Genomic DNA, 26,664 nt, shown 5'->3' on the forward strand with positions numbered 1-26,664 from the left:
GGCGGCATGTGTGCAGTCGGTGAAGCCGCGTTACCGACGGGTACCAAAAGTTTCCGCCGCGGCATACCCTGCGCCTCATGACGGACGCGCAGGCCCCGGCCAAGACCGGCACGAATCCCCTCGCCCCCGCCCCCGAGGGCGCCCGCACCGCCGCCGAGGTGGTCACCCCCGAGCTGGTCGCCCGGCTCACCAAGGGCGTGGCCGGCTCCGGACGCACCGCGAACCACACGCCCTTCACCGGCGAGAAGCTGGCCGACCTGCCGGAGTCCACGCCCGAGGACGTGGCGGGGGCTTTCGAGGCGGCCCGCCGCGCCCAGGCCGTCTGGGAGCGGACCCCGGTCCGGCAGCGTGCAGCCGTGCTGCTGCGCTTCCACGACCTCGTCCTCGAACGGCAGGCGGAGGTCCTCGACCTGATCCAGCTGGAGACCGGCAAGGCCCGTCTGCACGCCCACGAGGAGGTGCAGGCGGTCGCCGTCGCGTCCCGGCACTACGGCCGCAAGGCCCCCGCCTACCTGCGGCCCAAGCGGCACGCGGGCGCCATGCCCACGCTGACGAAGGTCACCGAGCTGCGTCACCCGCGCGGCGTCGTCGGCCAGATCGCCCCCTGGAACTACCCCCTGGAGCTGTCGGTCGGCGACGCGCTGCCCGCCTTCGCCGCGGGCAACGCGGTCGTGATGAAGCCGGACACGGAGACCTGCCTGACCGCCCTGTGGGCCCGGGACCTGCTCATCGAGGCCGGCCTGCCCGCCGACGTCTTCCAGGTCGTCATCGGCGACGGCCCGGTCGTCGGCCCGGAGATCGTCCGGCATGCCGACTACGTCTCCTTCACCGGCTCCACCCGCACCGGCCGCGAGGTCGCCCAGGGCGCCGCCGCCCGCCTGGTCGGCGTCTCCCTCGAACTCGGCGGCAAGAACGCGATGCTGGTCCTGGAGGACGCCGACATCGAGAAGGCGGCCGCCGGCGCGGTCCGCGCCTGCTTCTCCTCCGCCGGGCAGCTGTGCATCTCCATCGAGCGGCTCTACGTCCACGAGTCGGTCGCGGACGCCTTCCTGGAGCGCTTCGCCGCCCGCACGAAGGCCATGCGGCTCGGCAGGTCCCTCGCCTACGGCGCCGACATGGGCTCCCTGGTCGGCGAGCGGCAGCTGGAGACCGTCACCCGGCACGTCGAGGAGGCCGTCGCCAAGGGCGCGAAGGTCGTCGCGGGCGGGGTGGCCCGGCCGGACATCGGCCCGTACTTCTTCGAGCCGACCATCCTCGACGGCGTCACGGAGCCGATGTCGGTGTGCACGGAGGAGACCTTCGGCCCGGTCGTGTCGGTCTACCGCTTCCGCACCGAGGAGGAGGCGATCGAGCTCGCCAACTCCACGCCGTACGGCCTGAACGCCTCGGTGTGGACGAAGGACGGCCGGCGCGGCCGCCAGGTCGCCGCCCGGCTGCGCACCGGCACGGTGAACGTCAACGAGGGCTACGCCCCCGCATACGGCAGCGTCCAGTCGCCGATGGGCGGCATGAAGGACTCCGGCCTCGGCCGCCGCCACGGCTCCGAGGGCATCCTCAAGTACACGGAGGCCCAGACGGTCGCCCAGCAGCGCCTGCTGCCCATGGCGCCGTCGCTGGGCATGGACGACGAGAAGTACGCGGCATTCATGAGCAGGAGCCTCAGGCTGATGAAGGCGTTCCGCTTCCGCTAGGGAGCCTCCCGGGGGCCCGGTCCGAAGCCCACTGTCCGAAGCTCACTGTCCGAAGCCCACTGTCCGAGGCCCCCGGACAGCACCCGTTCTCAAGTTCTCGACAGTCTCGACAGTTCTCGACGAGGAGAGCACGTGTCACAGGAGACCTCCGTCCGCACGCAGGACGACGACGCTGCGTACGAATATGACGTCATCGTCGTCGGATCGGGGTTCGGCGGCAGCGTCACCGCCCTGCGCCTGACCGAGAAGGGCTACCGCGTCGGCGTCCTGGAGGCCGGCCGCCGCTTCACCCGCGAGGCGCTGCCCAAGAACTCCTGGGACCTGAAGAACTACCTCTGGGCCCCGAAGCTCGGCATGTACGGCATCCAGCGCATCCACCTGCTGGGCAACGTCATGGTGCTGGCCGGCGCGGGCGTCGGCGGCGGCTCCCTCAACTACGCCAACACCCTCTACGTGCCCCCGAAGCCGTTCTTCGAGGACCCGCAGTGGCGCGGCATCACCGACTGGCAGGACGAGCTCAAGCCGTACTACGACCAGGCGCGGCGCATGCTCGGCGTCCGGCTGAACCCGACCATGACCCCGTCCGACGTGCACCTGAAGGCGGCGGCCGAGCGGATGGGCTACGGCGACACCTTCCACATGGCGCCGGTCGGTGTGTTCTTCGGCGACGGCGAGGACGCGGACGGGAAGGCGAAGGCGAAGCCGGGCGAGCGGGCGCCCGACCCCTACTTCGGCGGCGTGGGCCCGGAGCGCACCGCCTGCACCGAGTGCGGCGAGTGCATGACCGGCTGCCGGCACGGCGCGAAGAACACTCTCAACGAGAACTACCTGTACCTCGCCGAGAAGGCGGGCGCGGTCGTGCACCCGATGACGACCGTCGTGTCCGTCACGGACGACTCCCGGGGCGGGTACGCCGTCGCCACCCTGCCCACCGACGACCGCAAGAAGGGCCGCGGCCGCACCTTCACGGCCCGCCAGGTAGTCCTCGCCGCCGGCACCTACGGCACCCAGACCCTGCTGCACCGCATGAAGGCGACCGGCCGGCTGCCCCGGATCTCCGACAAGCTCGGCGAGCTGACCCGCACCAACTCCGAGGCGCTGGTCGGCGCGCAGACCGACAGCCGGCGCTACCGCCGGGCGACCGGCGAGCCGAAGGCCGACTTCACCCGCGGAGTCGCCATCACCTCCTCGGTCCACCCGGACGAGAACACCCACATCGAGCCGGTCCGCTACGGCAAGGGCTCCAACTCGATGGGCAGCCTGTCGATCCTCCAGGTGCCGTACGCTGAGGGCTCCTCCAGGGTGCTGGCCTGGCTGGGCAACGCCGCCCGCCACCCGCTGCTGGTGCTGCGCTCGCTGTCCAACCGGCGCTGGTCGGAGCGGACCATCATCGGCCTGGTGATGCAGTCGCTGGACAACTCCCTGACGACGTACCTGAAGCCGGGCGGCGTCGGCAAGGGCCTGCTGACCGCACGCCAGGGCCACGGCGCCCCCAACCCCAAGCAGATCAAGGCCGCTTCGGAAAGCGCGGCGGCGATCGCGACGGAGATCAACGGCTTCCCCGGCAGCAACGTCGGCGAGCTGATGGGCACGCCGCTGACCGCCCACTTCCTCGGCGGCTGCGCGATCGGCGCCTCGCGCGAGACGGGCGTCATCGACCCCTACCACCGCCTCTACGGCCACCCCGGCATCTCCGTCGTCGACGGCGCCGCGGTCTCGGCCAACCTGGGCGTGAACCCGTCCCTCACCATCACCGCCCAGGCCGAGCGCGCCATGTCGTTGTGGCCCAACAAGGGCGAGGCGGACCGGCGTCCGCCGCAGGGGGCGGCGTACGAGCGGCTGAAGCCGGTGGAGCCGAAGGCGCCCGCGGTCCCGGCGGAGGCGTTCGCCGCGCTGCGGCTGCCGTTCCTCGGGGTGCCGACGGTGCCGCCGAAGAAGTAGCCGACGGGCTGAACGATATGTGGAGAAGGACCTGCGCCCCCCTCCGAGCACAGGTCCTTCTCCCGTCTTGCGTCGCGCTGCGGCTCGCGCCGCGCGCCGGTCACGCGGTGTCGGCCCCTTACGCGGTGTCGGCCCCGTTCCTGCGCCGGCGGGCCGCGACCACCACGCCCGCGCCGAGGAGGACCGCGACGCCGCTCATGAGGCCGACCGTCGGCAGCGCGGAGTTCGCGCCGGTGTCGGCGAGGTTGCCGGTCGGCAGGTCGCTGACGTCGCCCTGCGGCTTCTTCACCGAGTCCTTGCCGCCGTTGTCGCTCGGCGTGGCGGTGCCCGGGTCGGGGTTGGCCGATCCCGCCTTCAGCACGGTGAAGTCGTACTGCGCCCAGCCCTCGGCGATGCAGTCCTGTCCGTCGACGTTGTCGAGGTAGGCGCCGGAGCCGAAGGAGTAGGCGTCACCGGCCGGGGCCTTGGCGTCGATGCCGACGCGCAGGTCGACCGTGCGGCTGCCGCCGGCCTTGAGCTGGTCGACGTAGAAGAAGTAGTCGCCGGCCCAGTTCTCGTCGCCGATCCGGTCCCAGGAGCCGGTCTCGGGGTTCTTGAACTCCAGGTCGACGTACGGGCTGAGGTACTTGGCCTCGTCCAGCTCGTAGTTCTCCACCTCGGCGTAGAAGGCGACGCCGTCGACGGTCGTCTTCGACTCGTTGGTGACGACCAGCTCGAAGGAGTGGAAGCCGTCGCCCGCCACGATCTTGCCCGGCAGGCCCTTGATGTCCGCGGACACCTTCGCGCCGCTGTAGCCGGAGTCGACGTCCTCGCAGAACGGCACGTCCGGGTCGGTCGGGTCCTCGCTCGGCTCGGCCGACTCGGACGGCTCGGGCTCGCCCGACTCGCTCGCGGACGCGCTGGCGGAGGCGCTCGCGGAGGTGCTCGCGGATGCCGACGAGGAGGTGGAATCGCTCGGCGCGGGGTCCGAGTCGGACGGCAGACCGGTGTCGGACGGGGTCGCGGACGCCGTGTCGCTCGGGCTCTCGGACGGCGAGGCGGATCCGCTCTCGCCGGCGGCAGCCAAGGGCGTGTCCTCCGCGAACGCCACGGGAGCGGACAGCAGCGCGACCGGCGCGATGACGGCGGTCGCGGCCGCAACCGCCATGGCACGGCGAAGCTTCATGAAGACCTCAAGGGAGTCCGGTGTGGAGGGCTCCGCGTGTGGGGCGCGGGGATGTGGCCCTTGGTTCTGCACGTTGGATCAGTGGCACCTGCGAATGGTTGTCTTCGTGTTCACGAGTTTTTTATGTGACCTGGGTCACATGTCGAGTGGGAGTCGCACGGCCCGGACGCAGGTCCTGCGGGGCGGGCGGACACGCGAAGGGCCCCGCGGAACCTGGCCGCGGGGCCCTTCTTCGTCAGCACCGGCGTCAGGGCAGCGCCGGTGCCGGGCGGCGGCGCCGGGGGATTGCGCCGCTTGCTCTCCGGGTGGCCCGAGTCGCCGCCCCGGCGCGTCCGGGGCGCACGAGTGGTGTCGACCTCTGGCGGTGCGTCGGTGCACTGCGTCGGCGCAGTGGAAGGCGGTTGGCCGAGGCGGGACTTGGGCTTCCCTGCATCCTGCTCGCCGGACGCGCCCCTCGCAACCGTTTGGCCCGGAGTTGTGTACTTTCGCAGGTTCCGCCGGTCGGCTCCGGGCGTCCCCGGAGCCGACCTTTCTCACGAGTGACCGGGCTGCTGTCCCCTGCCGTCCGGTCACGAATCCGGAGCGAGGTCCCACGACGCACGGCATGATCCGCACGTCTCATCGCTCCGGCGAGCCACGCGTGGTTCTTTCGGGCCCGCCCCTGGCTGGCACGGACACCACCACCAACGACGCCGCCCGCCGGGCGGTCACGCACCCTACGGGTGAGAGCGGGGCCGAACTCAGATGCGACCGCGGCAGAGTTCGAGGAGCGTCATGGCCAGGGAGGTGCCCGGCTTGCCCAGCGCCTCCCTGTAGTGACCGAGGACCTCCATCTCCCGGGAGAGGTTCACCCGCCGCCCGCCGGAGGTGATCCGGGCTTCCTGGATGACGGCCGAGACGGCCATGCGTTCCTGGATCAGGCCGATGATCCGGTCGTCGAGCGCGTCGATGCGCTCACGGGCGCCGGTGATGACGTCGGCGGCCTCGGGAGTGCGGGCGCCGGTCAGGTCGGCGGGGGTGGGGGCGGTGGGGGTCGTGCGGGAGGCGACCGTGCCGTCGGTGGTCACGCCGGCGGTGGTCGCGCCGTCGGCGGTCGATGCGGTGGCGGTCGATGCGGTGGCGGTCATGTCGGGGCTCCTCGTCGTGAGGGTGGGGTGCCCCGGAGCGGCAAGGCCCGGAAACGCCAGACGCCCCGGACCTTGTCGGCCCGGGGCGCCTGGGAAGTCGCTTGTCAGTTGCTCAAGCAGCACGACCATGGCAGCCGGTGGGCCGGTTGCCATAGGTAAAGACGAAGGTCGGGTGCGTGAGCATGGGGCCAGTATGCCGGGCGGGGCGGCGGTGTCCAAGACGGTTCGCATGCTGAGACCGGACTCGTCCCGGAAGGGGCGGCGCGGCGCCCGGTAGACTCGGACCCACACACACCTCGCTCACCGCCGGAAGGCAACCCGTGTCATCAGCGACCCCAGCCGCCGCCCCCGACACCGTCCTGGTCGTCGACTTCGGCGCGCAGTACGCCCAGCTCATCGCCCGTCGAGTCCGCGAGGCCCGGGTCTACAGCGAGATCGTGCCGAGCACCATGCCGGTGGCGGAGATGCTCGCGAAGAACCCCGCCGCGATCATCCTCTCCGGCGGCCCCTCGTCCGTGTACGAGGAGGGCGCCCCCCGCCTGGACCGCGCGATCTTCGACTCCGGCGTCCCGGTCTTCGGCATGTGCTACGGCTTCCAGCTGATGGCGCAGGTGCTCGGCGGCACCGTGGACAACACCGGCGCCCGCGAGTACGGCCGGACCGACCTGCACGTCTCCAAGCCGTCCTCCACCCTCTTCGAGGGCACCCCGGCCGAGCAGCACGTGTGGATGTCGCACGGCGACGCCTGCTCCGCCGCGCCCGAGGGCTTCACCGTGACGGCGTCCACCGACGTCGTCCCGGTCGCCGCCTTCGAGAACGACGAGAAGAAGCTGTACGGCGTCCAGTACCACCCCGAGGTCATGCACTCCACGCACGGCCAGCAGGTGCTGGAGCACTTCCTCTACCGCGGCGCCGGCCTGAGCCCGGACTGGACCACCGGCAACGTCATCGAGGAGCAGGTCGCCGCCATCCGCGAGCTCGTCGGCGACAAGCGCGCGATCTGCGGCCTGTCCGGCGGCGTCGACTCCGCGGTGGCCGCCGCGCTCGTCCAGAAGGCCATCGGCTCCCAGCTGACCTGCGTGTACGTCGACCACGGCCTGATGCGCAAGGGCGAGACCGAGCAGGTCGAGAAGGACTTCGTCGCCGCGACCGGCGTCCAGCTGAAGGTCGTCGACGCCGAGGAGCGCTTCCTCACCGCGCTCAAGGGGGTCTCCGACCCCGAGGAGAAGCGGAAGATCATCGGACGCGAGTTCATCCGCGTCTTCGAGCAGGCGCAGGCCGAGATCATCGCGGACGAGGGTCCCGCGGTGGAGTTCCTGGTCCAGGGCACGCTCTACCCGGACGTGGTGGAGTCCGGCGGCGGCACCGGCACCGCCAACATCAAGTCCCACCACAACGTCGGCGGCCTCCCCGAGGACCTCGAGTTCAAGCTCGTCGAGCCGCTGCGCAAGCTGTTCAAGGACGAGGTGCGGATGGTCGGCCAGGAGCTCGGCCTGCCGGACGAGATCGTCCAGCGCCAGCCCTTCCCGGGCCCCGGCCTCGGCATCCGCATCGTCGGCGAGGTCACCAAGGAGCGCCTGGACCTGCTGCGCGAGGCCGACGCCATCGCCCGCGAGGAACTGACCGCGGCCGGCCTCGACCGGGACATCTGGCAGTGCCCGGTGGTGCTCCTCGCGGACGTCCGCAGCGTCGGCGTCCAGGGCGACGGCCGCACCTACGGCCACCCGATCGTCCTGCGGCCCGTCTCCTCCGAGGACGCCATGACCGCCGACTGGTCGCGGCTTCCGTACGACGTCCTCGCGAAGATCTCCACCCGGATCACCAACGAGGTCAAGGACGTCAACCGCGTCGTCCTCGACGTGACCTCGAAGCCGCCGGGCACCATCGAGTGGGAGTGAGCCTCCGCCTCCGGTGAGGCTCAGGTCCGTTTGAGAGTGCGCACCGGCTCTCCGGGCTTCCAGACCTGGACGACCAGGTACGTGTCGTCCTCGACGCAGGTCCGCACGACCTCCGTCAGCTCGGTGCGGAAGAGGTGGAACGGCTCAGGCGGTTCCACCTCTTTCACGTACGCCGCCTTCGCCGCCGGATCGTCCACCTCGATCGCGCGGCCGCCGATCCGCACGTCACCGCCGCCCATCCCGGTCCCCTCGCCGGGGTTCGCCTGGAGCGCGAAGCGCGGGTCGCGGCGCAGGTCGAGCGCCTTGAGCGAGCCCGGCATCATGCCGAGCCACAGTTCGCCGTGCAGGAAGCGCACCTCCAGGCCGGTGGTGCGCGGGGAACCGTCCCTGCGCAGGGTGGCCAGGACGTGGTGGGTGAAGGCTCCGAAACGCTCCTCGACCAGGGAGGCGAGCACGGGTTCGGCGGCGCGGAAGACGCCCCAGTTCGCTGTCATACGGCGAGTCTGACGCCGATACCCGACACCCTCTGTCCGCTTTTCCCCCGGTGCGGCGCCGGTCGCGGGCCGGACCCGCCAGGCCCCGGGACGGTTGAGCGCTCATCTTTACAGAACATCTCTGTTCTCCTGGGCTGACCGAGGGTAACTTCCGCCCCGTGACAGACCCCAGTGCCGGAGGACACATGCACGGGACCCCCGGGCCCACTCCGCCCCCCGCCCTCCCGACCGACCGGCTGCGGTTCGCGATGCCGCCCATGCACGACTCGGTCGAGGACGAACGCCGTCACCGCAAGGAACGGCTCGCGGGCGCGCTGCGGATCTTCGGGCGGCTCGGATTCGAGGACGGGGTCTCGGGCCACATCACCGCCCGCGACCCCGAGTACAGCACCTGCTTCTGGGTCAACCCGTTCGGGATGCCGTTCAGGCACGTGACGGTGAGCGACCTGGTGCTCGCCAACTCGGACGGGCAGGTGATCGAGGGCCGCTACCACGTCAACCAGGCCGCCTTCACCGTGCACGCCCAGGTCCACGCCGCCCGCCCCGACGTCGTGGCCGTGGCGCACTGCCACTCGGTGGGCGGCAGGGCGCTGTCCGCGCTCGGCGACCTGCTGGACCCCATCACCCAGGAGAGCTGCGCGTTCTACGAGGACCACGCCCTGTACGACGCCTACACCGGCGTCGCCGTCGACGCCGAGGAGGGCCGGCGCATCGCCACCGCGCTCGGCTCCCGCAAGGCGCTCGTGCTGCGCAACCACGGCCTGCTGACCGTCGGCGACTCGGTGGACGCGGCGGCCTGGTGGTTCGTGTCCATGGAACGTTCCTGCCAGGTGCAGCTGACGGCGAAGGCGGCCGGCCGGCCGCTCCTCATCGATCACAAACTGGCCGCGGCGACCCGCGAACAGCTCGGCGGCGACCTGGTGGCGTGGATCAACTACCAGCCGATGTGGCAGGACATCACCCGCAGCGAACCCGACCTGCTGACCTGATCCCGATCTGCCGAGCCGGCCCCGATCTGCCGAGCCGGCCCCGATCTGCCGAGCCGGGGAAGGTATGACGGGCCGGTCCTGGACATGTTCTAGAAGCCGCGCAGCACCGCGGCCTTCGTCATCGCGAACTCCTCGTCCGTCAGCACCCCGTCCCGGTGCAACTCGCCCAGCTCCCGCAGCCTGCGCAGGAGTACGTCGTGATGGTCGGCCGCAGCCGGTACGGCGGCGGTGAGCTGCGGCCGGTCGGCGCAGTCCACACCCGTGCGGGTGGACGGATGCGGCAGCCGCGCGGTCACCGCGGTGGCGACCAGCGCGGTCAGCAGATCGCGACGGGCACTGCCCCACAGATCCAGGGCGTACGGATCCTTCTCCGGCGGCAGCTTGGAGAAGACCGTCTCGCGGGTCACGAACCGCAGGAACCCTTCCTCGCATCCGGAGTTGGGCAGCCACTCCACCTGCACCAGATCGCCCATGCCGATGATCCGCGGCCCGGTCGCCCGCTTGACCCGGTCGGAGGTGTCCGACCAGTCGATCCGCACCTGGGCGCCGTCGAAGGAGACGGTGCCGTCGGAGCAACGGACCGACACCGGCACCGGCGGCCCGGGCAGCAGATACGCCTTCGTCGCCTCCTTGGGGACCTGGTCCAGCAGCAACGCGTGACGGATCTCCTCGGCGACGTACTCGGCCACCCCGCCGCGGTCGGCGTCCACCAGCAGCCGGTACGGATCGGCCGGCTCGGGCAGCCTGCCGCCGGTCGCCTGAAGCAACGGGTCGGCCCCCTCACGCAGCCGCATCCGCAGCCGCCCGCGCCTGCGCTCCGGTTCGAAGACGACCCCCGAGACGGCCTCCAGGGGCACGGCGATCTCCCCGTACGTCTGCCGGAACAGGGGCACGGAGCGGTGCAGGCCCGGCGTGATTCTGACCGTGGTGCCGTCGAAGGCCCAGGTCCCGTCCCGCTGGATGATCTCGGCCATAGGAAAATTCTCGCAGCCGGGTCAACACGACCGCCGTGCGTCACCCCGCGCTCACCGGACCTGCCGGATGCGGGACGTGTCACATAGGGCACAATGCGCTTTCATCACACCGGAGTCGAAGGACAGCGGCCCACTGCCGGACAGGGGCCGCCGGTCGTCGGGCACGTGGGGAAGGCGGGCGTCGGGCGTGGCGGTGCAGGAGGCTAGGGGCGGCGCGGGCGCGGACGCGCGCGGAGGCTCCCACGGGGGCGGCTGCACGTGCGGGGACTGTCCGCACGGGGCACGCGAGGGACATCGGCGGGCTGTCGCCGCGTTCCTGCTTCAGCGCGAGGAGTTCGCCGCGGGACAGGGGCTGCCCGCCGCGGTCGCCCACTCGGCCTCGGCCTCCCGCCAGTGGGTCTCGGAGGAACTCGCCCAGTCCGCGGAACTCGTCGCCGAGCGCGGCCGCGCCGAGGGCGAGGCATGGCTGGCCCGGCTGTGGCGGCGGACGGTGTGCGTGGTGTGGGCGCTGGTGTTCGTGCTGCTCCTGTGCCAGTCGCTCACCGCGATCGGCGCCGGCTGGACGTCGGCCCGGACGGCGGGCCTGCTGGCCGCGCTGCTGGTGGCCGGCGCGCTGACGGCCGCGTCCCGGTTCCACCGTGCGCGGGGCGGTGCGCTGGCGCCGGTCATCGGCGAGGACAATCGGCTGTCCACCTCCCGTACGGTCGCGGCGGCGTGGGTGCTCTTCGTCGCCTACGCCGTGCTGGTGCTGGCGGGGCGCCTCGCCGCGGCCTCCGACCACGCGGAACGCGACGCGCTGATCGCGGGTCTCGATCTTGCCCGTGGGGCCGGTGTGGTGACCGTCCTCGCGGTGGTGTGCGGCATCGCCGTGCTGGTGCGGCGGGTGGTCGGACTGCGGGTGCTCGGGCAACGGCTGCAGAAGGTACGGGCGGACCGGCCCAGGGCGGCCGACCTGCTGACGGACGACGCGGGCCGGGGGACGTTCGCCGACATCCAGTACGTCGTGATCAGCGCGGTCGCGCTGCTGTTCGGCGTGGTCCGGCTGGCGCGGCGCCCGGACCAGCTGCCGGACCTGCCCTGGGGTCTCGGAGTGGTGGTGCTGGTGTCGGCGGCGACGTACGTGGCCGGGAAGTACGCCGAGGGCGGCCGGCCCGTCATCCTCTCCGTGGTGCGCGCCCGGGAGGCCGGCGACCTCGACGCGCCGATCCGGACCGGCGACGACATCGAGATCCGCGGTGCCGGTTTCGTCCCGCCGGGCGCCGGGGCCGCCGACCGGCTGGCGCGAATGGTCGTACGCGTCGGCGCGGTCCACGTCCACGTGCCGCTGGTCCCCGTGACGGGCGGTTTCAACAACCCGACGGACGCGGTCCTGACAGTGCCGGTACCGGCGGACGTCGAGCCCGGGAGGGTGGAGGTACAGGTCGTCACCGCGGCAGGGGTGGAGACCAACCGGTACGCGATCGAGGTGACGGACTGACCGGCTGCCCGGCACCAGTACGCCCCCTGCGACGGCGGTGGGCGGAGAGGTACCGGCAGTTGCGTGCTCGGATCCCGCGGCGGGCGGGTCAGACCTTGGCGTCCGGCCGCGCCCCCGCCGAGCCCTCGCGCTCGCGCCCCGCTCTGCGGCGCCGGCGCACCGACCGGGCCAGCAGCCCCACCGCGCCGGCCAGGAACAGGCCGCCCGTGACGACCGGGATCGCCACGAACCAGGGTGCCTCCCAGGCGCCGCCCGCGTCCCCGGCGTAGATGACGCCCGCGAGGGCGAGGAACAGACCGGCGACCAGCTTCCCGGGCTGGAACTCATGACGCAGCACGGCTGACCTCCGCCTGTCCCAGGCCTACCTGGAGATCCAGGTCCAGCGTGCCGGCGCTCTTGCCACCCGTCGTCGGCGACAGGGTCACATCCTGGTGCTTGCCCGGCTCCACGTCCACGTCCTTCTGATCGTCACCCGGCAACTGAATGTCGCCCACGCCCACGTCGATGCTCAGCCGCACGGTCACGTCCCGCGGCACGATCACCTTGAGCCGGCCCATGCCGACTTCGGCGTTCGTGCTCACCGTCTGCCCCTTGGCCACGTGCAGCCGGGTCAGGTCCAGGGTGCCGACGCCGCTGCCGAGGTCGTACGCCGGCCGGACATCGGCCACCGCGGTCGGCTGCCAGGTGGTGTGTGTCCAGTGGGTGCCTATGTCGCCGGGCAGGGTCGCCGATCCGGTGAGCAGCCCCGCCGTGATCACCGCCAGCAGGACCGAGCCGGCACCGGTGCGCCCCAGGAAGGCGCTGATCGCTATGCCCACGCCGAAGACGACGAGCGCGCAGGACAGGCCGGTCTGCAGGCTGGTGCCGAGAGGGTGGTCGTCCCATGTCAGGCGCGTGCCGAGACCTCCCGCGAGCAGGGCGAGCAGGAAGACCCAGCCGCCTGTCCAGCGCGGCCCGCGCGCCCGGGGCGGTGCCGGGGGGCGCGGGGTGCGTGTGTCCGCGCGGTTGTGCCAATAGTTGCCGAGGCCGATGTTGACCGCGGCCGCGATGTCCCGGTCGCGGGAGTCCTGGGGCCCCCACAGGTATCCGGTGCCGCCCACGTGGGTGCCGTCCTTGACGATCGGGTCACGCCACCAGGAGGGATACGCGGCGGGAACCGGCGGCGCCTTGGCCTCCGGCGGCGCGTCGGCGACGGCCTGGGCGGCCAGCGGGTCGGGGTCGGGGGTGTCGCGCTGCCGAGACCAGTACCCGGCGCCGGCGAGGAGGAGGGAGAGGACGACGGCGAAGGCCAGCACGCCGCCGTTCCGCAGCATCGACAGGAACACGCCGCAGCCGACCAGCGCGAACAGCACGGCCGCCAGCGCCGCCCCGTCGACGCGGCCGGTCAGCAGCTTGCGGACCTCGTTCTCGTCCTCGTCCTCGTACGGGACGAACAGCCACGTGAAGCCGTAGAAGATCAGGCCGAGCCCACCGGTCGCGGAGAGCACCACGAGCGTGATCCGGAATATCACCGGATCCATGTCGCACTGCCGCCCGAGCCCGGCGCACACCCCGCCGAGCATCTTGTACCGCCGGTCCCGCCGGAACGGCCTGGGCGCCGAGTCCCCCTCTCCTCCCGTGCCCGCGCCCGCCCCGGGGCCCGACGGTCCGGGCCCCGCGGTGGCCGTGGACGCGGCGTCCCCGGCGGGCGCGGCATCCTGCGGCCCGGCGCCCGGAGCGGGGCGCGGGCCGGAGCCGGGTCCCGGACCCGTCGCGGCGCGCTCGTGTTCTGTCATGACTCCATGGTGACGGGCGGCCCGCCGTCGCGGCAGTCGGAACGACCCTGGCCGGACCCTGAAATCGCCCCTGAGCCGGCGCCCGGGAAACGTTCGACGGACCGGGCGGGCGAAGATCAGGGGAGTCTCCGGGGCCGACCCTGATGTCCGGGCAGGCCCGCCGTGTGACCATCGTTGACATGCCGGAAGCCGCAGCAGCGCCACTCGTCGAACCGCGGCCGCCGCGCAAGCTCTACCGCAGCAGCGACGGACGCTGGCTCGGTGGCGTGGCGCGGGGGCTCGCCGGGCATCTCGGCCTGCCCGTGATCTGGGTGCGGCTCGTCTTCGTCGGCCTGTTCATGGGGGACGGCCTCGGCGCCCTGCTGTACGCGGCGTTCTGGTTCTTCGTCCCCCTCGGCGTCGGCGGTGTCGGCGGGGCGGGCGGCCAGAAGCCGTCCCTCGTCTCCACCGAGACCTCGCCGGACGGCCGGCGCCGACTCGTGGCGCGCAGACCGGACAAGGGGCAGATTGTCGCCCTGCTGCTCATGGTCGTGCTGGCCATGGTCTTCGTGAGCAACGTCAACCTGGGCGGCGCGGCCAAGGCGTACCTCTGGCCCGCGGTCCTCGTCGGCGCGGGCGTCGCGCTGGTCTGGCGCCAGGCGGACAACGCCCGCCGGGCGCGCTGGATGGAGGTCGGCCGCCGCCGGCGCACCCTCACCCTGCTGCGCTCCGCGGGCGGTGTCCTCCTCGTCACCGCGGGTGTCACCGGCATCTTCGTCCTGCAGGGCTCCGCCGCCCACCTCGGCTCGGTCCTTCAGGCCGCTCTCGCCGTCCTCGTCGGCATAACGCTGCTCGCGGGGCCGTATCTCGTGCGCATGACGCAGGACCTGTCCGAGGAACGCCTGATGCGTATCCGCGCCCAGGAGCGCGCCGAAGTCGCCGCCCATGTGCACGACTCGGTGCTGCACACCCTGACCCTGATCCAGCGCAACGCGGAGAACGCGGGCGAGGTCCGCCGGCTCGCCCGCGCCCAGGAGCGCGACCTGCGCACCTGGCTGTACAAACCCGAGGGCACCGGCAAGGACGAGGCCGAAGAGCCCGACAACCTGGCCGACGCGGTCCGGCGCAACGCGGCCGAGGTCGAGGACAAGCACGGCGTCCCGATAGAGGTCGTCGTCGTCGGCGACTGCCCGCTCGACGACAAGACCGGAGCGCAGATGCAGGCCGCGCGTGAAGCAATGGTCAATGCCGCCAAGTACGGTGGCGAGGGCGGCGCCGTACAGGTCTACGCCGAAGTCGAGGGCAGAACGGTCTTCGTGTCCGTCCGGGACCGCGGCCCCGGCTTCGACCTCGACTCGATACCCGCCGACCGCATGGGCGTCAGAGAATCGATCATCGGCCGCATGGAGCGCAACGGCGGCACGGCGCGAGTGCGCGCGGTGCCCGACGGCGGCACGGAGGTCGAACTGGAGATGGAGAGGGCGGAGAAGACGTCATGAGCGACGCGACCGAGGCGAACGCGGAGCCGATGGAACCGGCCGGCGACGGCGCGGGCAGGCGCCACGCGCGCGTGGTCCTCGTCGACGACCATCGCATGTTCCGTACGGGCGTGCAGGCCGAGATCGGCCGGACCGAGCAGACCGGCGTCGAAGTCGTCGGGGAGGCCGCGGACGTCGACCAGGCGGTCACCGTCATCACCGCGACCCGGCCCGAGGTCGTCCTCCTCGACGTCCACCTCCCGGGCGGCGGCGGAGTCGAGGTCCTGCGCCGCTGCGCCCCGTTGATGGCCGACGCCGAGCAGCCCGTCCGCTTCCTCGCGCTGTCCGTCTCGGACGCGGCGGAGGACGTGATCGGCGTGATCCGCGGCGGCGCCCGCGGCTACGTCACCAAGACCATCACCGGCGCCGACCTCATCGACTCGATCTTCCGCGTCCAGGAGGGCGACGCGGTCTTCTCCCCGCGCCTGGCCGGCTTCGTCCTCGACGCCTTCGCCTCCACCGACGCCCCGCCGGTCGACGAGGACCTCGACCGTCTCACCCAGCGCGAACGCGAGGTGCTGCGCCTGATCGCCCGCGGCTACGCCTACAAGGAGATCGCCAAGCAGTTGTTCATCTCGGTCAAGACGGTCGAATCCCATGTCTCCGCGGTCCTGCGCAAGCTCCAGCTCTCCAACCGCCACGAACTGACCCGCTGGGCCACGGCACGACGGCTGGTGTGACCGTCCGGCAGCCGAGCCGACGGTCACCCCCCGCTGCCGAACCCCACAGCGTCCCCGTAGCCCCTCATCGAGATGCGGGTGCCGACTGTTCTCTGCGGGGGCCGGCTGCCGGATTCTGCGCGTCCCGCTCGTCGTCGCGTGTCTCGCCGCGGTCCGTGCCCTGTGGTGGTTGCGTGCGTGACTTGAGTACGTGCGTGCCGACGGCGATCGTGACGCCCAGGAGCAGGGCGTAGAAGACGCCGATCTTGCGGAGGTCGTCGAGGAAGAACCAGACGCAGGTGAGGCCGGTGAACCAGAAGGCGACGAGAGCGAACCCGCCCCCACGCGCGTCGCGGTACCCGGCGACGAGACAGACGGCGGCGACCGCACCGAGGGTGAGCGCCAGGACGACGTAGTGGGTGTCCCAGCCGATGTACTGGCGGGCGAGACCCGACTGCACGGCCACCGCCTCGGCCACCGGGCCCCAGGCCACGGCGCAGGCGAGCCGTGCCGACCACAGCAGCAGCACTGATCCGAGGATTCCGGCGAGCAAGGCCGCTTGGCGGAAGCGGTCGATCTCGATGGCATCGGTCGTGGAGACCATCACGGACAGCAGACAGCCGAGCAGCGCGAGCAGGCCCTCGGCCGACGGCTGGACGACCACCCCCAGCCGGCGCCGGTTCGGGGAGGGGACCGGCGGGGCGCTTTCGGCGGAGGCCCGCGGAGCGACGGCCGGGCGCGTCATCGTCCTGGCCGCCGGATCGACCTCGGTGGGAGACGGGGACACGGGCGTGGGGGCGACCAGTGCGGCCTCGGTGAGCGAGACCCTCATCGCGGCCGCGTCCGGGAAGCGGTCCTCCCGGCTCTTTCGCAGAGCGCGCAGAATGACCGTGTCCATCGCAGCAGGCAGTTCCGGCCGCAGGCGGGACGGCGCCACGGGCTCCGCGGCCAGGTGCTGGTGCATCACGGAGAACGGTGACTCGCCGGTGAACGGGGGGCGCCCCGTCACGAGTTCGTACAGCAGGCAGCCGACGGCGTACAGGTCCGTACGGTGGTCGGTCTCGTCCCCGACGATCTGCTCGGGTGACAGGTAAGCGGGCGTGCCGACCGCGACTCCGGTGCCGGTGAGGCGGGTCGCCGCTTCGCTGAGTGCCTTGGCGATGCCGAAGTCGAGCACCTTGACCGTACCGCCGCGCGTGAGGATGACGTTCGCCGGCTTGATGTCCCGGTGCACGATGGCCTGCCGGTGGCTGTGTTCAAGAGCCTCCAGCACCTGTCCGGTGATGTCCACGGCCTGCGCGACCGGCATGGGGCCGTCACCCACGACGTCGCTCAGCGTCCGGCCCTTCACGTACTCCATCACCAGGTACGGCTCGGCGGAATCGTCTCCGGAGCCCTCACCCGCGTCGTGAACGGTGGCTATGCCCGGGTGGTTGAGCGCGGCGGCGGCATGCGCCTCTCGCCGGAACCGGGCAAGGAACTGGGGCTGCCGCGCCAGCTCCGCGGAGAGGGTCTTCACGGCGACCTCCCGGCGCAGCCGACGATCGACCGCCCGGTACACAGTCCCCATGCCGCCGCGCCCGAGCTGCTCCACCAACTCGTAGCGCTGCGCCAAGATCCTCTGCTCCACGCTTCCTCCCTGAGCCGCCGGCACCGGCCTTGCGGGACGACCCTGCCATACGCCTGCCGGGCAACAGCATGCTCCTCAGCCATGTGGGGTCTTCCTCAGGAGTTCGCGCCACACCTACCCCTCCCGGAGTCCCCGTTTCGCTGTCGCCGGGACGGCCTGGGCCGCGTTCGTCGCGTATGCCGCCGTCGGGGGGAGGGCCGGTGTCGGGTGGGGTTCGGGGCGCTGTCTAAGCTCCGGCCTCATGGACGTACTCATCCATCTCTTCGTCGGCTTGCACATCATCGGCATAGCCGCGCTCCTCGGCGGCTTCCTCACCCAGATGAAGGCGATGGGCCAGGGCACCGCACGCTTCGTGCCCGCGATGCTGCACGGCGCACTGACCATGCTGATCACCGGTGTGGCCCTGGTCGGCATCCATCAGGCCCAGGGCCACGAGGTCAACAACATCAAGATCGGCGTGAAGCTCGCCGTCCTGGTCGTCATCCTCGGTCTGGTCTACGTCAAGCGGGACGAGGAGAAAGTGGACAAGGGCCTGTTCGGACTGGTGGGCGGGCTCACCATGACCAACATCTTCATCGCGGTGCTCTGGACCTGACCCGAAGGGGCCAAGTAGGGTCACCCGACGTGAACACCGGACCGGCATTACGCCACACACGGATTGGCCACCCGGTGGCGGGCTGATCGCGCGGCGGGTGCCGAGAGGGCACTCCCTCAGTTCGGCACGCGGACCTCCCAGTGCTCGTGCACCGCGAGTCCGTTTGTCGTGCCGAACGATACTGAGGTCAGCCGTATGGCAGTCACGTTCAACCACACCATCATCGCCGCCAAGGACCGCCGCGAGTCGGCCCGCTTCTTCCGGGAACTGCTGGAAGTGGCGGAAGCGCCTTCCTGGGGCCCCTTCACCAACATTCAGCTCCCCGACGGTGTGCTGCTGCAGTTCGCCGAGCCGCCGGTGGAGATCCAGATGCAGCACTACGCGTTCCTGATCGACGACGAGCTGTTCGACCGGGCGTACCGGCGGCTCTGTGACCAGGGCATCGAGCACTGGGCCGACCCGCAGATGCGCCGCACCGGTGAGATCAACAACGAGCACGGCGGCCGAGGCGTGTACTTCAAGGACCCCGCCGGCCACGCGATCGAGTTGATCACCCGCCCGTATCTGTAGCCGGGGCAGAGCCTGGTCGGGTTCCCGGGACAGGGCGCTCGACCAGGCCAGGGCTGTACGCCTGCTCTCAGGCCGGGCGGACCACGCTGTGGATGATCGACGCGCCGCCGTAGTAGACCGACTCCTCGCGGACGTACGCGCCCGGCTTCGGGGCGTGGATCATCATGCCGTTGCCGATGTAGAGGCCGACGTGGCTGATGTCGTCGTAGAAGAAGATCAGGTCGCCGGGCTGCGCGTCGGCGAGTGAGACGGTGGTGCCAGCGTTCACCTGGTCGTAGGTGGTGCGGGGGAGGGCCACGCCGGCCGCCTTCCAGGCGGCCTGGGTGAGGCCAGAGCAGTCGTAGGAGTCGGGACCGGTGGCGCCCCAGACGTACGGCTTGCCGATCTGCGCGCGGGCGAAGGCGATCGCCTTCTCGGCCTTGGTGGTGTAGGTCGAGTCGGTGGTCGAGCTCCCCGAGGTCGAGGTCGAGCCCGTCGACGCGCTGCCGCTCTGTTCCTGCGCCTTCTGCTGCGCCGCCTGCTGAGCGGCCAGCTCGGCCGCTTGGCGCGCGGCCTCCTCCTGCTTCTTCTTCTCGATCGCCGCCAGCCGCGCCTTCTCCTCGGCGTTCAGCTTCGACAGGAGTTCACGCGCGTCGGACAGCTTCTTCTGGACGGTGGACTTGGCCGTCTGGAGGTCGCTCTGCGATTCGGTGAGCGTCTCCAGGCTCTTGGTGGCCTCCTGGCGCTTCTTCATCGTCGCGGACTGCTCGGTGACGTAGTCGTCGACGGCCTGCTTCTGGCGGCCGGTGAGCCGGCTCATCAGCTGGGTCTGGTCGAAGTAGTCCTGCGGCGAGTCCGCGAGCAGGAAGGTCGCGGTGTCGGGCGCGGAGGCGCCGGTGCGGTACTGGGCCGCGGCGAAGGACCCGAGTTCCTCCCGCGCCTCGTTCAGCTTCTGGGTGCGCTTGGCGACGTCGTCGAGGAGGGTGTCGACGCGCTTGCGCTGCTTCGACGTCTTCTCCTTCGCCGCGTTGTACTTCTCGGTCGCCGACTCGGCCTGGCGGTACAGGTCGTCGACCTTCTTCTCGACCTCCTCCAGGCTCGGCTTCCCGTCGGCGGCGGGGGCGGCGTTGGCCGACTGGGACAGCAGGGCCACGGAGGTGAGGGCGGCGGTGGCGAGGGCGGGGGTGCGGATTCCGGCCACGCGCGTACCAGCGGGGCGCGACTTGCGGTGCGACGCCAAGGGAGGCGACTCCTTCCATCTTCCGCCTACCGAGTTAGCTGTCGGGTTCGGGCGGGATGGTTCGGAAGGGTTGCCCTACGGCCTTCTCCCCGGAAGGAGAGTGGGCCGATTCACCCCAAGGTCGGTTGGGTCCCCGGCTCCGGAAGCGCGGCGGCGCGCCGGACTCGGCGGAGGCCGTACGGCCCGGCGACGTTCGCCGGTGGGGGTCGTTCGGCCTGCCCGGCACCGTAGCCAACTCGCGTGGCTCCTGTGAAGGTTGATGTTCGATATGCCCGATACATTTTCGTGACCTTCGGTCGAGCGCTCCCTGTCGATCGCTGAATGTGACCATCCGATACGGAGCGTGCCCCAGGGAACGGGGTCGCCGGATCCGGCGATGTTCTCAGGGCGGCGGCGGGCTGTCGGTGGGGCGCCCTAGACTCGGAGAGCGATGAGCAGCCTCTTTGACGACAGCTTCCTGGCGGACCTCCAGGCCCCCCGCGGCCACGAGGAGGAGCCTCCGCCGCCGCCCGAGGACGATCATGTGCCGGAACCTGTTCCGGACGATCTGTTCGGCGGGAAGTTCGACGTGCCGCCGGACCGGGACGCTTACTACCGCGACGGCGCCCCGCGACCCCCGGTCGACGCGGCAGCGCTCCTGGAGGGGCTGAACGACAACCAGCGCGCCGCCGTCGTGCACCACGGCACCCCCCTGCTCATCGTGGCAGGCGCCGGCTCCGGCAAGACCCGCGTGCTCACCCACCGCATCGCCTACCTGCTCGCCGAGCGGGGCGTCCACCCGGGCCAGATCCTCGCGATCACCTTCACCAACAAGGCCGCGGGCGAGATGAAGGAGCGCGTCGAGCAGCTCGTCGGCCCCCGCGCGAACGCGATGTGGGTGATGACCTTCCACAGCGCGTGCGTGCGCATCCTGCGCCGGGAGAGCAAGAGGCTCGGGTTCACGTCGTCGTTCTCGATCTACGACGCCGCCGACTCCAAGCGCCTGATGGCCCTGGTCTGCCGTGACCTGGACCTCGACCCCAAGCGCTACCCGCCCAAGTCCTTCAGCGCCAAGATCAGCAACCTGAAGAACGAGCTGATCGACGAGGAGGACTTCGCCGCGCAGGCCACCGACGGATTCGAGAAGACCCTCGCCCAGGCCTACGCCCTGTACCAGTCGCGGCTGCGCGAGGCGAACGCCCTCGACTTCGACGACCTGATCATGACGACGGTCAACCTGCTGCGCGCGTTCCCCGACGTCGCCGAGCACTACCGCCGCCGCTTCCGGCACGTCCTGGTCGACGAGTACCAGGACACCAACCACGCCCAGTACGCGCTCGTGCGCGAGCTCGTCGGCACCGGCGCCCGCGCCGACGACACCGACGTCCCGCCGAACGAGTACGACCTCCCGCCCGCCGAGCTGTGCGTCGTCGGTGACGCGGACCAGTCGATCTACGCCTTCCGCGGCGCGACCATCCGCAACATCCTCCAGTTCGAGGAGGACTACCCGGACGCGACCACGATCCTGCTGGAGCAGAACTACCGCTCCACCCAGACGATCCTCAGCGCGGCCAACGCGGTCATCGAGCGCAACGAGTCCCGCCGCCCGAAGAACCTGTGGACCAACGCGGGCACGGGTGCGCGCATCACCGGCTACGTCGCGGACACCGAGCACGACGAGGCGCAGTTCGTCGCCGACGAGATAGACCGCCTCACGGACGCGGGCGAGGCCAAGGCCGGCGACGTCGCCGTCTTCTACCGCACCAACGCGCAGTCCCGTGTCTTCGAAGAGGTCTTCATCCGCGTCGGCCTGCCCTACAAGGTCGTCGGCGGCGTCCGCTTCTACGAGCGCAAGGAGGTCCGGGACGTCCTGGCCTACCTGCGGGTGCTGGCCAACCCGGAGGACACGGTGCCGCTGCGCCGCATCCTCAACGTGCCCAAGCGGGGCATCGGCGACCGCGCCGAGGCCATGATCGACGCGCTCTCCCAGCGCGAGAAGATCAGCTTCCCGCAGGCGCTGCGGCGCGTCGACGAGGCGTACGGCATGGCGGCGCGCTCCACCAACGCCGTCAAGCGGTTCAACACGCTGATGGAGGACCTCCGCACGATCGTCGAGTCCGGTGCCGGCCCGGCGACCGTCCTGGAGGCTGTGCTCGAACGCACCGGCTACCTGGCCGAGTTGCAGGCGTCCACCGACCCGCAGGACGAGACCCGCATCGAGAACCTTCAGGAACTCGCGGCTGTGGCGCTGGAGTTCGAGCAGGAGCGCGGCGAGGGAGAGGCCGGCACGCTGGCCGACTTCCTCGAACAGGTCGCCCTGGTCGCCGACTCCGACCAGATCCCCGACGAGGAGGACGGCGACGGCGTCATCACCCTGATGACCCTGCACACCGCCAAGGGCCTGGAGTTCCCGGTGGTCTTCCTCACCGGCATGGAGGACGGCGTCTTCCCGCACATGCGCGCCCTCGGCCAGACCAAGGAGCTGGAGGAGGAGCGGCGCCTGGCGTACGTCGGCATCACGCGCGCGCGGGAACGGCTCTACCTGACGCGCTCGTCGATGCGCAGCGCCTGGGGGCAGCCGTCGTACAACCCGCCCTCCCGCTTCCTGGAGGAGATCCCGCCGCACCACGTCGAGTGGAAGCGCACGGGCGCCATGTCTCCGGTGTCCTCCGGGCCCGCGTCGGGGGTGGCGGCCTCCCTGTCGTCCTCGCGCTCGCGCTCCTCGGCGTCGGGCGCGTCCGGGTTCGCCACGCGTCGGACGTCGGAGAAGCCGGTGGTCTCGCTGGCTGTCGGGGACCGGGTGACGCACGACCAGTTCGGACTCGGCACGGTCGTGGGCGTCAAGGGCACGGGCGCGAACGCGGAGGCGACGATCGACTTCGGCGACACCAAGCCGAAGCGGCTGCTGCTGCGGTACGCACCGGTGGAGAAGCTCTAGCCGGGAGCCGGGAGCCGGGAGCCGGGAGCCGGGAGCCGGGAGCCGGGAGCCGGGATCCGGGAGCCGGAAAGCCCCCGTCGGAAAGGCGGGGGCTCACGGGGACGGGGCGCGACCGGTCAGTTCGGGTCGAGGCCGTGGCTGCGCAGCCAGGCGAGCGGGTCTATGGCCGAACCTCCGCCCGGCCGCACCTCGAAGTGCAGGTGCGGGCCGGTCGAGTTGCCCGAGTTCCCGGAGTACGCGATCGGGTCGCCGGCCTTGACCGTCGTACCGGAGGCGACGCGGTAGCTGGAGAGGTGGCAGTACCACGTCTCCGTGCCGTCCTTCGCCGTCACGATCATCATGTTGCCGTAGGCGCTGTTCCACTGGGTGCGGACGGTGCCGTCCGTGGCGGCCATCACCGTCGTGCCGTACGAGACGGGGAAGTCGATGCCGGTGTGCACGGACATCCAGTTGATGCCGGCCTGGCCGAAGTAGGCGCTGAGGCCGTGCTGCGCGACCGGCAGCGCGTACTTGGGGCGCAACCGCTCCTTGAGGGCGGCCTCGGCGGCGGCCTTCTTCTTCTCGGCCTCCTGCTGCGCCTTGAGGTCGATACGTTCCTGCGTGCGGCTGGCCCGGTCGGCGAAGTCGTCGGCGCCGGCGGAGAGGCTCTTGAGCTGGACGTCCAGCTTGTTGTTGGCGGTGGACGGTTTCACCGCGTGCGCGTCCGAAGCCGTCGTGGAGGTGTCCTTGTCGCCGACCAGGGTGCCGACGGAGGCGGCGGCGATGCCGGCCACGCCCATCACGCACGCCGAGGGGACGGCGATCGTCAGCAGAGCGGAGCGCTTGGCGGGCGGGCGGCGGCGGGAACGCGCCCCGTTGCGCGCGGCGGCGCGTGAGCCGGGAGCCGGGGTGACCTCTTCCTGGTCGTCGAGGAGCGGTTCCACGGCGGGCAGTTCGCCGGTGGCGGCCATCTCCGGCTCGTCGTCGTCCGGCGAGGGGTCGTCGTACGCGTCGAGCCCGGCCGGTTCGAAGACCGCGGTCGCCTGCTGGTCGAAGGGCTCGGGCTCGTAGGCGTCGGCCGCGGGCGTGTCGCCGGCCGGTGAGCCGTCGGTGTTCCACTGCGTGGCGTCGTACGCGCCGGTCTCGAAGGCCTGCGTGCCCCATTCCCACTGCTGGGTCTGGCCGGACGGGCCGCCCGACTGGTCGGGCTGCAGCCAGGCGCTCGCCTCCCACTGGCCCGACGCGTCGGCCTGGCCCGAGGTTTCGGCCCCGGTGGCCTGCGGCGGGACGGTGGAGAGCCGCTGCTGGTCGGCGCCCCAGGCGGTCGCGTCGTACACGCCGGTGTCGTAGGCGGCGGCGTGGTGCTGGGCCGCGTAGGCGTCGTAGACCGCGGTGTGCTGGACGCCCGTCGTCCAGGCGGTGGCGTCGTACGGGCCGGTGTCCTCGCCCGGGAGGCTGCCGAACAGGGGGTCCGCGGCGAAGGCCGTGGTGGCCTGGCCGGTCGCGGCGAAGCCTGCGGCGTCGTAGCCGCCGTAGGTGGTGAAGTCGCCGTACTGGGCTTCCTGGGTGCCGTACGGCGCGTAGTGCGCGGAGGCGGCGTCGGAAGCCGGGGTCGGGGTGGTCATGGTCCCCGACGGGTGACGGTCGTTCACCAACTTCTCTTTCGCCTCGACAACAGGGGCTGCCAGAGCAGTGCGGCGACTGTACCCGGCGGTATGCGGGCGCGACAATCTTCAACAGGTTTTGTGCGCGAAGGAAAAGGGCATTCGGACGTGTTTCGGGGGAGCGCGGACACGGCTTTGGCCCTATGTTCGAAGACTGTTCGATATTGGGCGGCCGTCAGGCGGTCATGGCCCAGTCATGGCGCGGTCATGCCACGGTGAGGCCGCCGGTGCGGGCGGCGGCTTCCGCTCCTTCTCCCGGGGTGTCGAGCGCCCGCCGTATCCCGGTCGCGACGGCCGGGTGCACCGGCAGGGCGAGGTGCCCGATCCCGCTCACCCGGACGTTCTGCGCCAGCAGGTCCGGGTGGTCGATGCAGGCGCTCTCCAACGGGACCATCAGGTGGTCCAGGTCGCTCCAGAAACTGACGAACTGTGTACGGCAGCCCGGCGCCGGCCGGGACAGCTCCTCCACCACCGGGGAGCCCGGGCGCATCTGGCGGACGATCGGGTGCGCGTTCGCCAGCGGCGCCACCCGGGTGCCGGAGTGCGGGGTGCCGAGTGTGACCAGCGTCCTGACGCGGGCGTCGCCGCCGAGGCACTGCACGTAGTACCGCGCGATCAGTCCGCCGAGACTGTGGCCGACGACGTCGACCTGCCTGCTGCCGGTGCGCTCGCAGATCTCCTCTATGTGTCGGCCGAGCAGCTCGGCGGCGGTGCGGACATCGCACGTCAGGGGGGAGTAGTTGAGTGACTCGATTCGCTGCCTGCCGTGCTGGGCGAGGCTGCGGCGCAGCAGGACGAAGATGGAGCGGTTGTCGATGAAGCCGTGCAGGAGGACGACCGGGGGGCCGGTCTCGGTCGGCAGCTGCGTGGCGCCGTCCGGTGAGGGGGGTGGGGCCGCCGGGCTGCGGCGCTCCTGAATGATGCCCGAGGGGTACAGCAGGAGGTGTCCCGCGAGGATCGCGATCTCCAGGGCCGTCGCCTTCAGGAGGGTCAGGGAGAGACCCGCCAGCCTGCCGGGCAGCAGCCGCTGGCAGAACGGGAGGAAGGGCAGTACCCCGGAGACCTTCATGGCCGACCTCCTGTCGGCACGCAGGAGAACGGCTCTGTCCCCCGTGTGCGCTCGTGGTGTGCCGTGGCAGAGGCGCTCGACGGGGCTCGAGCGGACGCCGCCGGCCGGAGGAGGCGTGCGGCGCACATGACGCGGGTGGTGCCTGTCGCGTCTGTGACGCCACCGACGTGCCGGGATCCCGTGCCGGTGTGCCGGCGCGGCTCCCCGCTGTCGTGCCTGACCTGCCCTGCGTGCCCTTCGTGTCCTGATCGAAGCGCCGCACCACCCCGGCGCGCGGTCTGCGGCGTGGTGGTGCGGCGACCTCGTTGCGGCTCCTGGTGCGCTGCCCGCCGGAGCGGTGCGCGGTGAATATGTCTCACTGTGTGATTTCCCCCTCGCTGCGCACCGTGAAACTGCCGGGTGCGGGATGCTGGCGATAACGTTCGTTCACTTCCCCGGGCGGTGTGGCGCGGGGCGTCCGTGCCGTGACGGCACGACCCGAGCGTTGCGTGGCGGAACGTGCGCGGTGTGTGATGCGTCGCGTGTGCGGCGTGTGCGGCGTGTGCGGCGTGCGCGGCGTGCGCGGCGTACGCGGCTGCGCGTCTGGCGGGTGAGGTGCGCGGCGTGCGCGAAGTGTGCGGTACTTGTCGGTACGGATGGATGTAGTCGCTTCATGGAGGCAGTGATGGGTGTGGCAGCCGGTCCGATCCGCGTGGTGGTGGCCAAGCCGGGGCTCGACGGCCACGATCGCGGGGCCAAGGTGATCGCGCGGGCACTGCGCGACGCCGGTATGGAGGTCATCTACACCGGGCTCCACCAGACCCCCGAGCAGATCGTCGACACCGCGATCCAGGAGGACGCCGACGCGATCGGGCTGTCCATCCTCTCCGGCGCGCACAACACGCTCTTCGCCGCCGTGATCGACCTGCTCAAGGAGCGTGACGCGGAGGACATCCTGGTCTTCGGGGGCGGGATCATTCCCGAGGCGGACATTCCGCCGCTGAAGGAGAAGGGCGTCGCGGAGATCTTCACGCCCGGCGCGACCACGCAGTCGATCGTGGACTGGGTGCGGGCGAACGTCCGGCAGCCCGCGGAGGCGTAGGGCCTCCGGCGACGTGACCGGCGCCCGCCGTTTCCGGTGCCGGTCGACGGTCCACAGTCCGTCCGGCTGACCGGTGGACCGTGGTCCGTCCGGCCGACGGGTGGTCCACGGCCCGTCCGGCGGGCGGGGTGCATGCGATCCGTCCGGCGGGCGGGCGGTGTGCGGTCCACCCGGCGGACGAGGGTGGGGTCGTGCGGGCCGGAGCGAGGCGCGGCGGCGCCGTACCCGGCGGG

Annotated in this window: 21 protein-coding genes and 1 riboswitch; of the genes, 11 read left to right on the forward strand and 10 right to left on the reverse strand. The window is 71.4% G+C overall.

Annotated features, from left to right (window positions below; translation table 11 throughout):
• Positions 1-77: 77 nt before the first annotated feature.
• Complete coding sequence (locus tag ACZ5GT_RS21260; RefSeq protein ID WP_469026940.1) at positions 78-1,691, forward strand: succinic semialdehyde dehydrogenase; 1,614 nt, start codon at positions 78-80, stop codon at positions 1,689-1,691.
• A gap of 132 nt (positions 1,692-1,823) precedes the next feature.
• On the forward strand, positions 1,824-3,632 hold the full coding sequence (locus ACZ5GT_RS21265) for a GMC family oxidoreductase N-terminal domain-containing protein (RefSeq protein ID WP_469026945.1): 1,809 nt from the start codon (positions 1,824-1,826) through the stop codon (positions 3,630-3,632).
• 118 nt (positions 3,633-3,750) lie between these two features.
• Here the strand turns inward: ACZ5GT_RS21265 and ACZ5GT_RS21270 are convergent, their stop codons facing one another.
• Together ACZ5GT_RS21270 and ACZ5GT_RS21275 are read right to left on the reverse strand one after the other, a co-directional pair.
• Positions 3,751-4,797, reverse strand: coding sequence for an LAETG motif-containing sortase-dependent surface protein (locus tag ACZ5GT_RS21270; RefSeq protein ID WP_469026951.1), 1,047 nt, complete (start codon positions 4,795-4,797; stop codon positions 3,751-3,753).
• Between the two features lie 740 nt (positions 4,798-5,537).
• The gene (locus tag ACZ5GT_RS21275) at positions 5,538-5,864 is read right to left on the reverse strand and encodes a chorismate mutase (RefSeq protein ID WP_469027343.1); all 327 of its coding nucleotides are present in this window, start codon (positions 5,862-5,864) and stop codon (positions 5,538-5,540) included.
• Between the two features lie 380 nt (positions 5,865-6,244).
• Here ACZ5GT_RS21275 and guaA point away from each other — a divergent pair, with 380 nt between their 5' ends.
• Positions 6,245-7,822: a glutamine-hydrolyzing GMP synthase gene (gene guaA, locus ACZ5GT_RS21280; protein ID WP_469026958.1), complete on the forward strand. Its 1,578-nt coding sequence runs from the start codon at positions 6,245-6,247 to the stop codon at positions 7,820-7,822.
• 20 nt (positions 7,823-7,842) lie between these two features.
• Here guaA and ACZ5GT_RS21285 read toward each other — a convergent pair whose 3' ends face one another.
• Complete coding sequence (locus ACZ5GT_RS21285; RefSeq protein WP_469026964.1) at positions 7,843-8,316, reverse strand: pyridoxamine 5'-phosphate oxidase family protein; 474 nt, start codon at positions 8,314-8,316, stop codon at positions 7,843-7,845.
• Positions 8,317-8,501: 185 nt separating this feature from the next.
• Here ACZ5GT_RS21285 and ACZ5GT_RS21290 point away from each other — a divergent pair, with 185 nt between their 5' ends.
• The gene (locus tag ACZ5GT_RS21290; protein WP_469026971.1) at positions 8,502-9,305 is read left to right on the forward strand and encodes a class II aldolase/adducin family protein; all 804 of its coding nucleotides are present in this window, start codon (positions 8,502-8,504) and stop codon (positions 9,303-9,305) included.
• 89 nt (positions 9,306-9,394) lie between these two features.
• Here the strand turns inward: ACZ5GT_RS21290 and ACZ5GT_RS21295 are convergent, their stop codons facing one another.
• Complete coding sequence (locus ACZ5GT_RS21295) at positions 9,395-10,279, reverse strand: DUF4429 domain-containing protein (RefSeq protein ID WP_469026977.1); 885 nt, start codon at positions 10,277-10,279, stop codon at positions 9,395-9,397.
• A 187-nt stretch (positions 10,280-10,466) separates the two neighbouring features.
• Between ACZ5GT_RS21295 and ACZ5GT_RS21300 the strand changes: the two genes are divergently transcribed.
• On the forward strand, positions 10,467-11,756 hold the full coding sequence (locus tag ACZ5GT_RS21300; protein WP_469026986.1) for a hypothetical protein: 1,290 nt from the start codon (positions 10,467-10,469) through the stop codon (positions 11,754-11,756).
• Positions 11,757-11,844: 88 nt separating this feature from the next.
• Here the strand turns inward: ACZ5GT_RS21300 and ACZ5GT_RS21305 are convergent, their stop codons facing one another.
• Entirely contained in the window at positions 11,845-12,093 is a 249-nt protein-coding gene (locus ACZ5GT_RS21305) for a hypothetical protein (RefSeq protein WP_469026993.1), read from the reverse strand.
• On the reverse strand, positions 12,080-13,531 hold the full coding sequence (locus ACZ5GT_RS21310) for a PspC domain-containing protein (RefSeq protein WP_469027000.1): 1,452 nt from the start codon (positions 13,529-13,531) through the stop codon (positions 12,080-12,082). The genes ACZ5GT_RS21305 and ACZ5GT_RS21310 overlap by 14 nt, the downstream gene beginning before the upstream one ends.
• Before the next feature lie 179 nt (positions 13,532-13,710).
• On the opposite strand from ACZ5GT_RS21310, the gene ACZ5GT_RS21315 reads away from it, so the two are divergent.
• A complete protein-coding gene (locus ACZ5GT_RS21315; RefSeq protein ID WP_469027006.1) occupies positions 13,711-15,009 on the forward strand; it encodes a PspC domain-containing protein in 1,299 nt (432 codons plus the stop codon).
• On the forward strand, positions 15,006-15,728 hold the full coding sequence (locus tag ACZ5GT_RS21320; RefSeq protein ID WP_469027009.1) for a LuxR C-terminal-related transcriptional regulator: 723 nt from the start codon (positions 15,006-15,008) through the stop codon (positions 15,726-15,728). The genes ACZ5GT_RS21315 and ACZ5GT_RS21320 overlap by 4 nt, the downstream gene beginning before the upstream one ends.
• A gap of 64 nt (positions 15,729-15,792) precedes the next feature.
• On the opposite strand, the gene ACZ5GT_RS21325 is transcribed toward ACZ5GT_RS21320, so the two are convergent.
• On the reverse strand, positions 15,793-17,337 hold the full coding sequence (locus ACZ5GT_RS21325; RefSeq protein WP_469027014.1) for a protein kinase domain-containing protein: 1,545 nt from the start codon (positions 17,335-17,337) through the stop codon (positions 15,793-15,795).
• 241 nt (positions 17,338-17,578) lie between these two features.
• Here ACZ5GT_RS21325 and ACZ5GT_RS21330 point away from each other — a divergent pair, with 241 nt between their 5' ends.
• A complete protein-coding gene (locus tag ACZ5GT_RS21330) occupies positions 17,579-17,932 on the forward strand; it encodes a hypothetical protein (protein ID WP_469027020.1) in 354 nt (117 codons plus the stop codon).
• 195 nt (positions 17,933-18,127) lie between these two features.
• Complete coding sequence (locus tag ACZ5GT_RS21335) at positions 18,128-18,502, forward strand: VOC family protein (RefSeq protein ID WP_469027026.1); 375 nt, start codon at positions 18,128-18,130, stop codon at positions 18,500-18,502.
• 67 nt (positions 18,503-18,569) lie between these two features.
• Here ACZ5GT_RS21335 and ACZ5GT_RS21340 read toward each other — a convergent pair whose 3' ends face one another.
• Complete coding sequence (locus ACZ5GT_RS21340) at positions 18,570-19,721, reverse strand: C40 family peptidase (RefSeq protein ID WP_469027033.1); 1,152 nt, start codon at positions 19,719-19,721, stop codon at positions 18,570-18,572.
• A gap of 8 nt (positions 19,722-19,729) precedes the next feature.
• Positions 19,730-19,901, reverse strand: a riboswitch (cyclic di-AMP (ydaO/yuaA leader).
• Positions 19,902-20,151: 250 nt separating this feature from the next.
• On the opposite strand from ACZ5GT_RS21340, the gene pcrA reads away from it, so the two are divergent.
• Positions 20,152-22,638, forward strand: a complete 2,487-nt coding sequence (pcrA, locus tag ACZ5GT_RS21345) for a DNA helicase PcrA (protein WP_469027039.1) — start codon at positions 20,152-20,154, stop codon at positions 22,636-22,638.
• Between the two features lie 116 nt (positions 22,639-22,754).
• On the opposite strand, the gene ACZ5GT_RS21350 is transcribed toward pcrA, so the two are convergent.
• Together ACZ5GT_RS21350 and ACZ5GT_RS21355 are read right to left on the reverse strand one after the other, a co-directional pair.
• On the reverse strand, positions 22,755-24,269 hold the full coding sequence (locus tag ACZ5GT_RS21350; protein ID WP_469027047.1) for a M23 family metallopeptidase: 1,515 nt from the start codon (positions 24,267-24,269) through the stop codon (positions 22,755-22,757).
• Between the two features lie 217 nt (positions 24,270-24,486).
• On the reverse strand, positions 24,487-25,350 hold the full coding sequence (locus ACZ5GT_RS21355; RefSeq protein ID WP_469027054.1) for an esterase/lipase family protein: 864 nt from the start codon (positions 25,348-25,350) through the stop codon (positions 24,487-24,489).
• A 664-nt stretch (positions 25,351-26,014) separates the two neighbouring features.
• Between ACZ5GT_RS21355 and ACZ5GT_RS21360 the strand changes: the two genes are divergently transcribed.
• Positions 26,015-26,431: a cobalamin B12-binding domain-containing protein gene (locus tag ACZ5GT_RS21360; RefSeq protein ID WP_133927567.1), complete on the forward strand. Its 417-nt coding sequence runs from the start codon at positions 26,015-26,017 to the stop codon at positions 26,429-26,431.
• The last annotated feature ends 233 nt before the right edge of the window (positions 26,432-26,664 follow it).

This window comes from Streptomyces sp. NPDC031340 (assembly GCF_055569945.1).

What these genes read in the sequence shown, in the direction of transcription:
- ACZ5GT_RS21285 (WP_469026964.1), bottom strand. Translation starts at nt 8,316, where the DNA reads ATGACAGCGAACTGGGGCGTCTTCCGCGCCGCCGAACCCGTGCTCGCC.
- ACZ5GT_RS21290 (WP_469026971.1), top strand. Translation starts at nt 8,502, where the DNA reads ATGCACGGGACCCCCGGGCCCACTCCGCCCCCCGCCCTCCCGACCGAC.
- ACZ5GT_RS21360 (WP_133927567.1), top strand. Translation starts at nt 26,015, where the DNA reads ATGGGTGTGGCAGCCGGTCCGATCCGCGTGGTGGTGGCCAAGCCGGGG.
- ACZ5GT_RS21260 (WP_469026940.1), top strand. Translation starts at nt 78, where the DNA reads ATGACGGACGCGCAGGCCCCGGCCAAGACCGGCACGAATCCCCTCGCC.
- ACZ5GT_RS21270 (WP_469026951.1), bottom strand. Translation starts at nt 4,797, where the DNA reads ATGAAGCTTCGCCGTGCCATGGCGGTTGCGGCCGCGACCGCCGTCATC.
- ACZ5GT_RS21330 (WP_469027020.1), top strand. Translation starts at nt 17,579, where the DNA reads ATGGACGTACTCATCCATCTCTTCGTCGGCTTGCACATCATCGGCATA.
- ACZ5GT_RS21335 (WP_469027026.1), top strand. Translation starts at nt 18,128, where the DNA reads ATGGCAGTCACGTTCAACCACACCATCATCGCCGCCAAGGACCGCCGC.
- pcrA (WP_469027039.1), top strand. Translation starts at nt 20,152, where the DNA reads ATGAGCAGCCTCTTTGACGACAGCTTCCTGGCGGACCTCCAGGCCCCC.
- ACZ5GT_RS21355 (WP_469027054.1), bottom strand. Translation starts at nt 25,350, where the DNA reads ATGAAGGTCTCCGGGGTACTGCCCTTCCTCCCGTTCTGCCAGCGGCTG.
- ACZ5GT_RS21295 (WP_469026977.1), bottom strand. Translation starts at nt 10,279, where the DNA reads ATGGCCGAGATCATCCAGCGGGACGGGACCTGGGCCTTCGACGGCACC.
- ACZ5GT_RS21310 (WP_469027000.1), bottom strand. Translation starts at nt 13,531, where the DNA reads ATGACAGAACACGAGCGCGCCGCGACGGGTCCGGGACCCGGCTCCGGC.
- ACZ5GT_RS21320 (WP_469027009.1), top strand. Translation starts at nt 15,006, where the DNA reads ATGAGCGACGCGACCGAGGCGAACGCGGAGCCGATGGAACCGGCCGGC.
- ACZ5GT_RS21315 (WP_469027006.1), top strand. Translation starts at nt 13,711, where the DNA reads ATGCCGGAAGCCGCAGCAGCGCCACTCGTCGAACCGCGGCCGCCGCGC.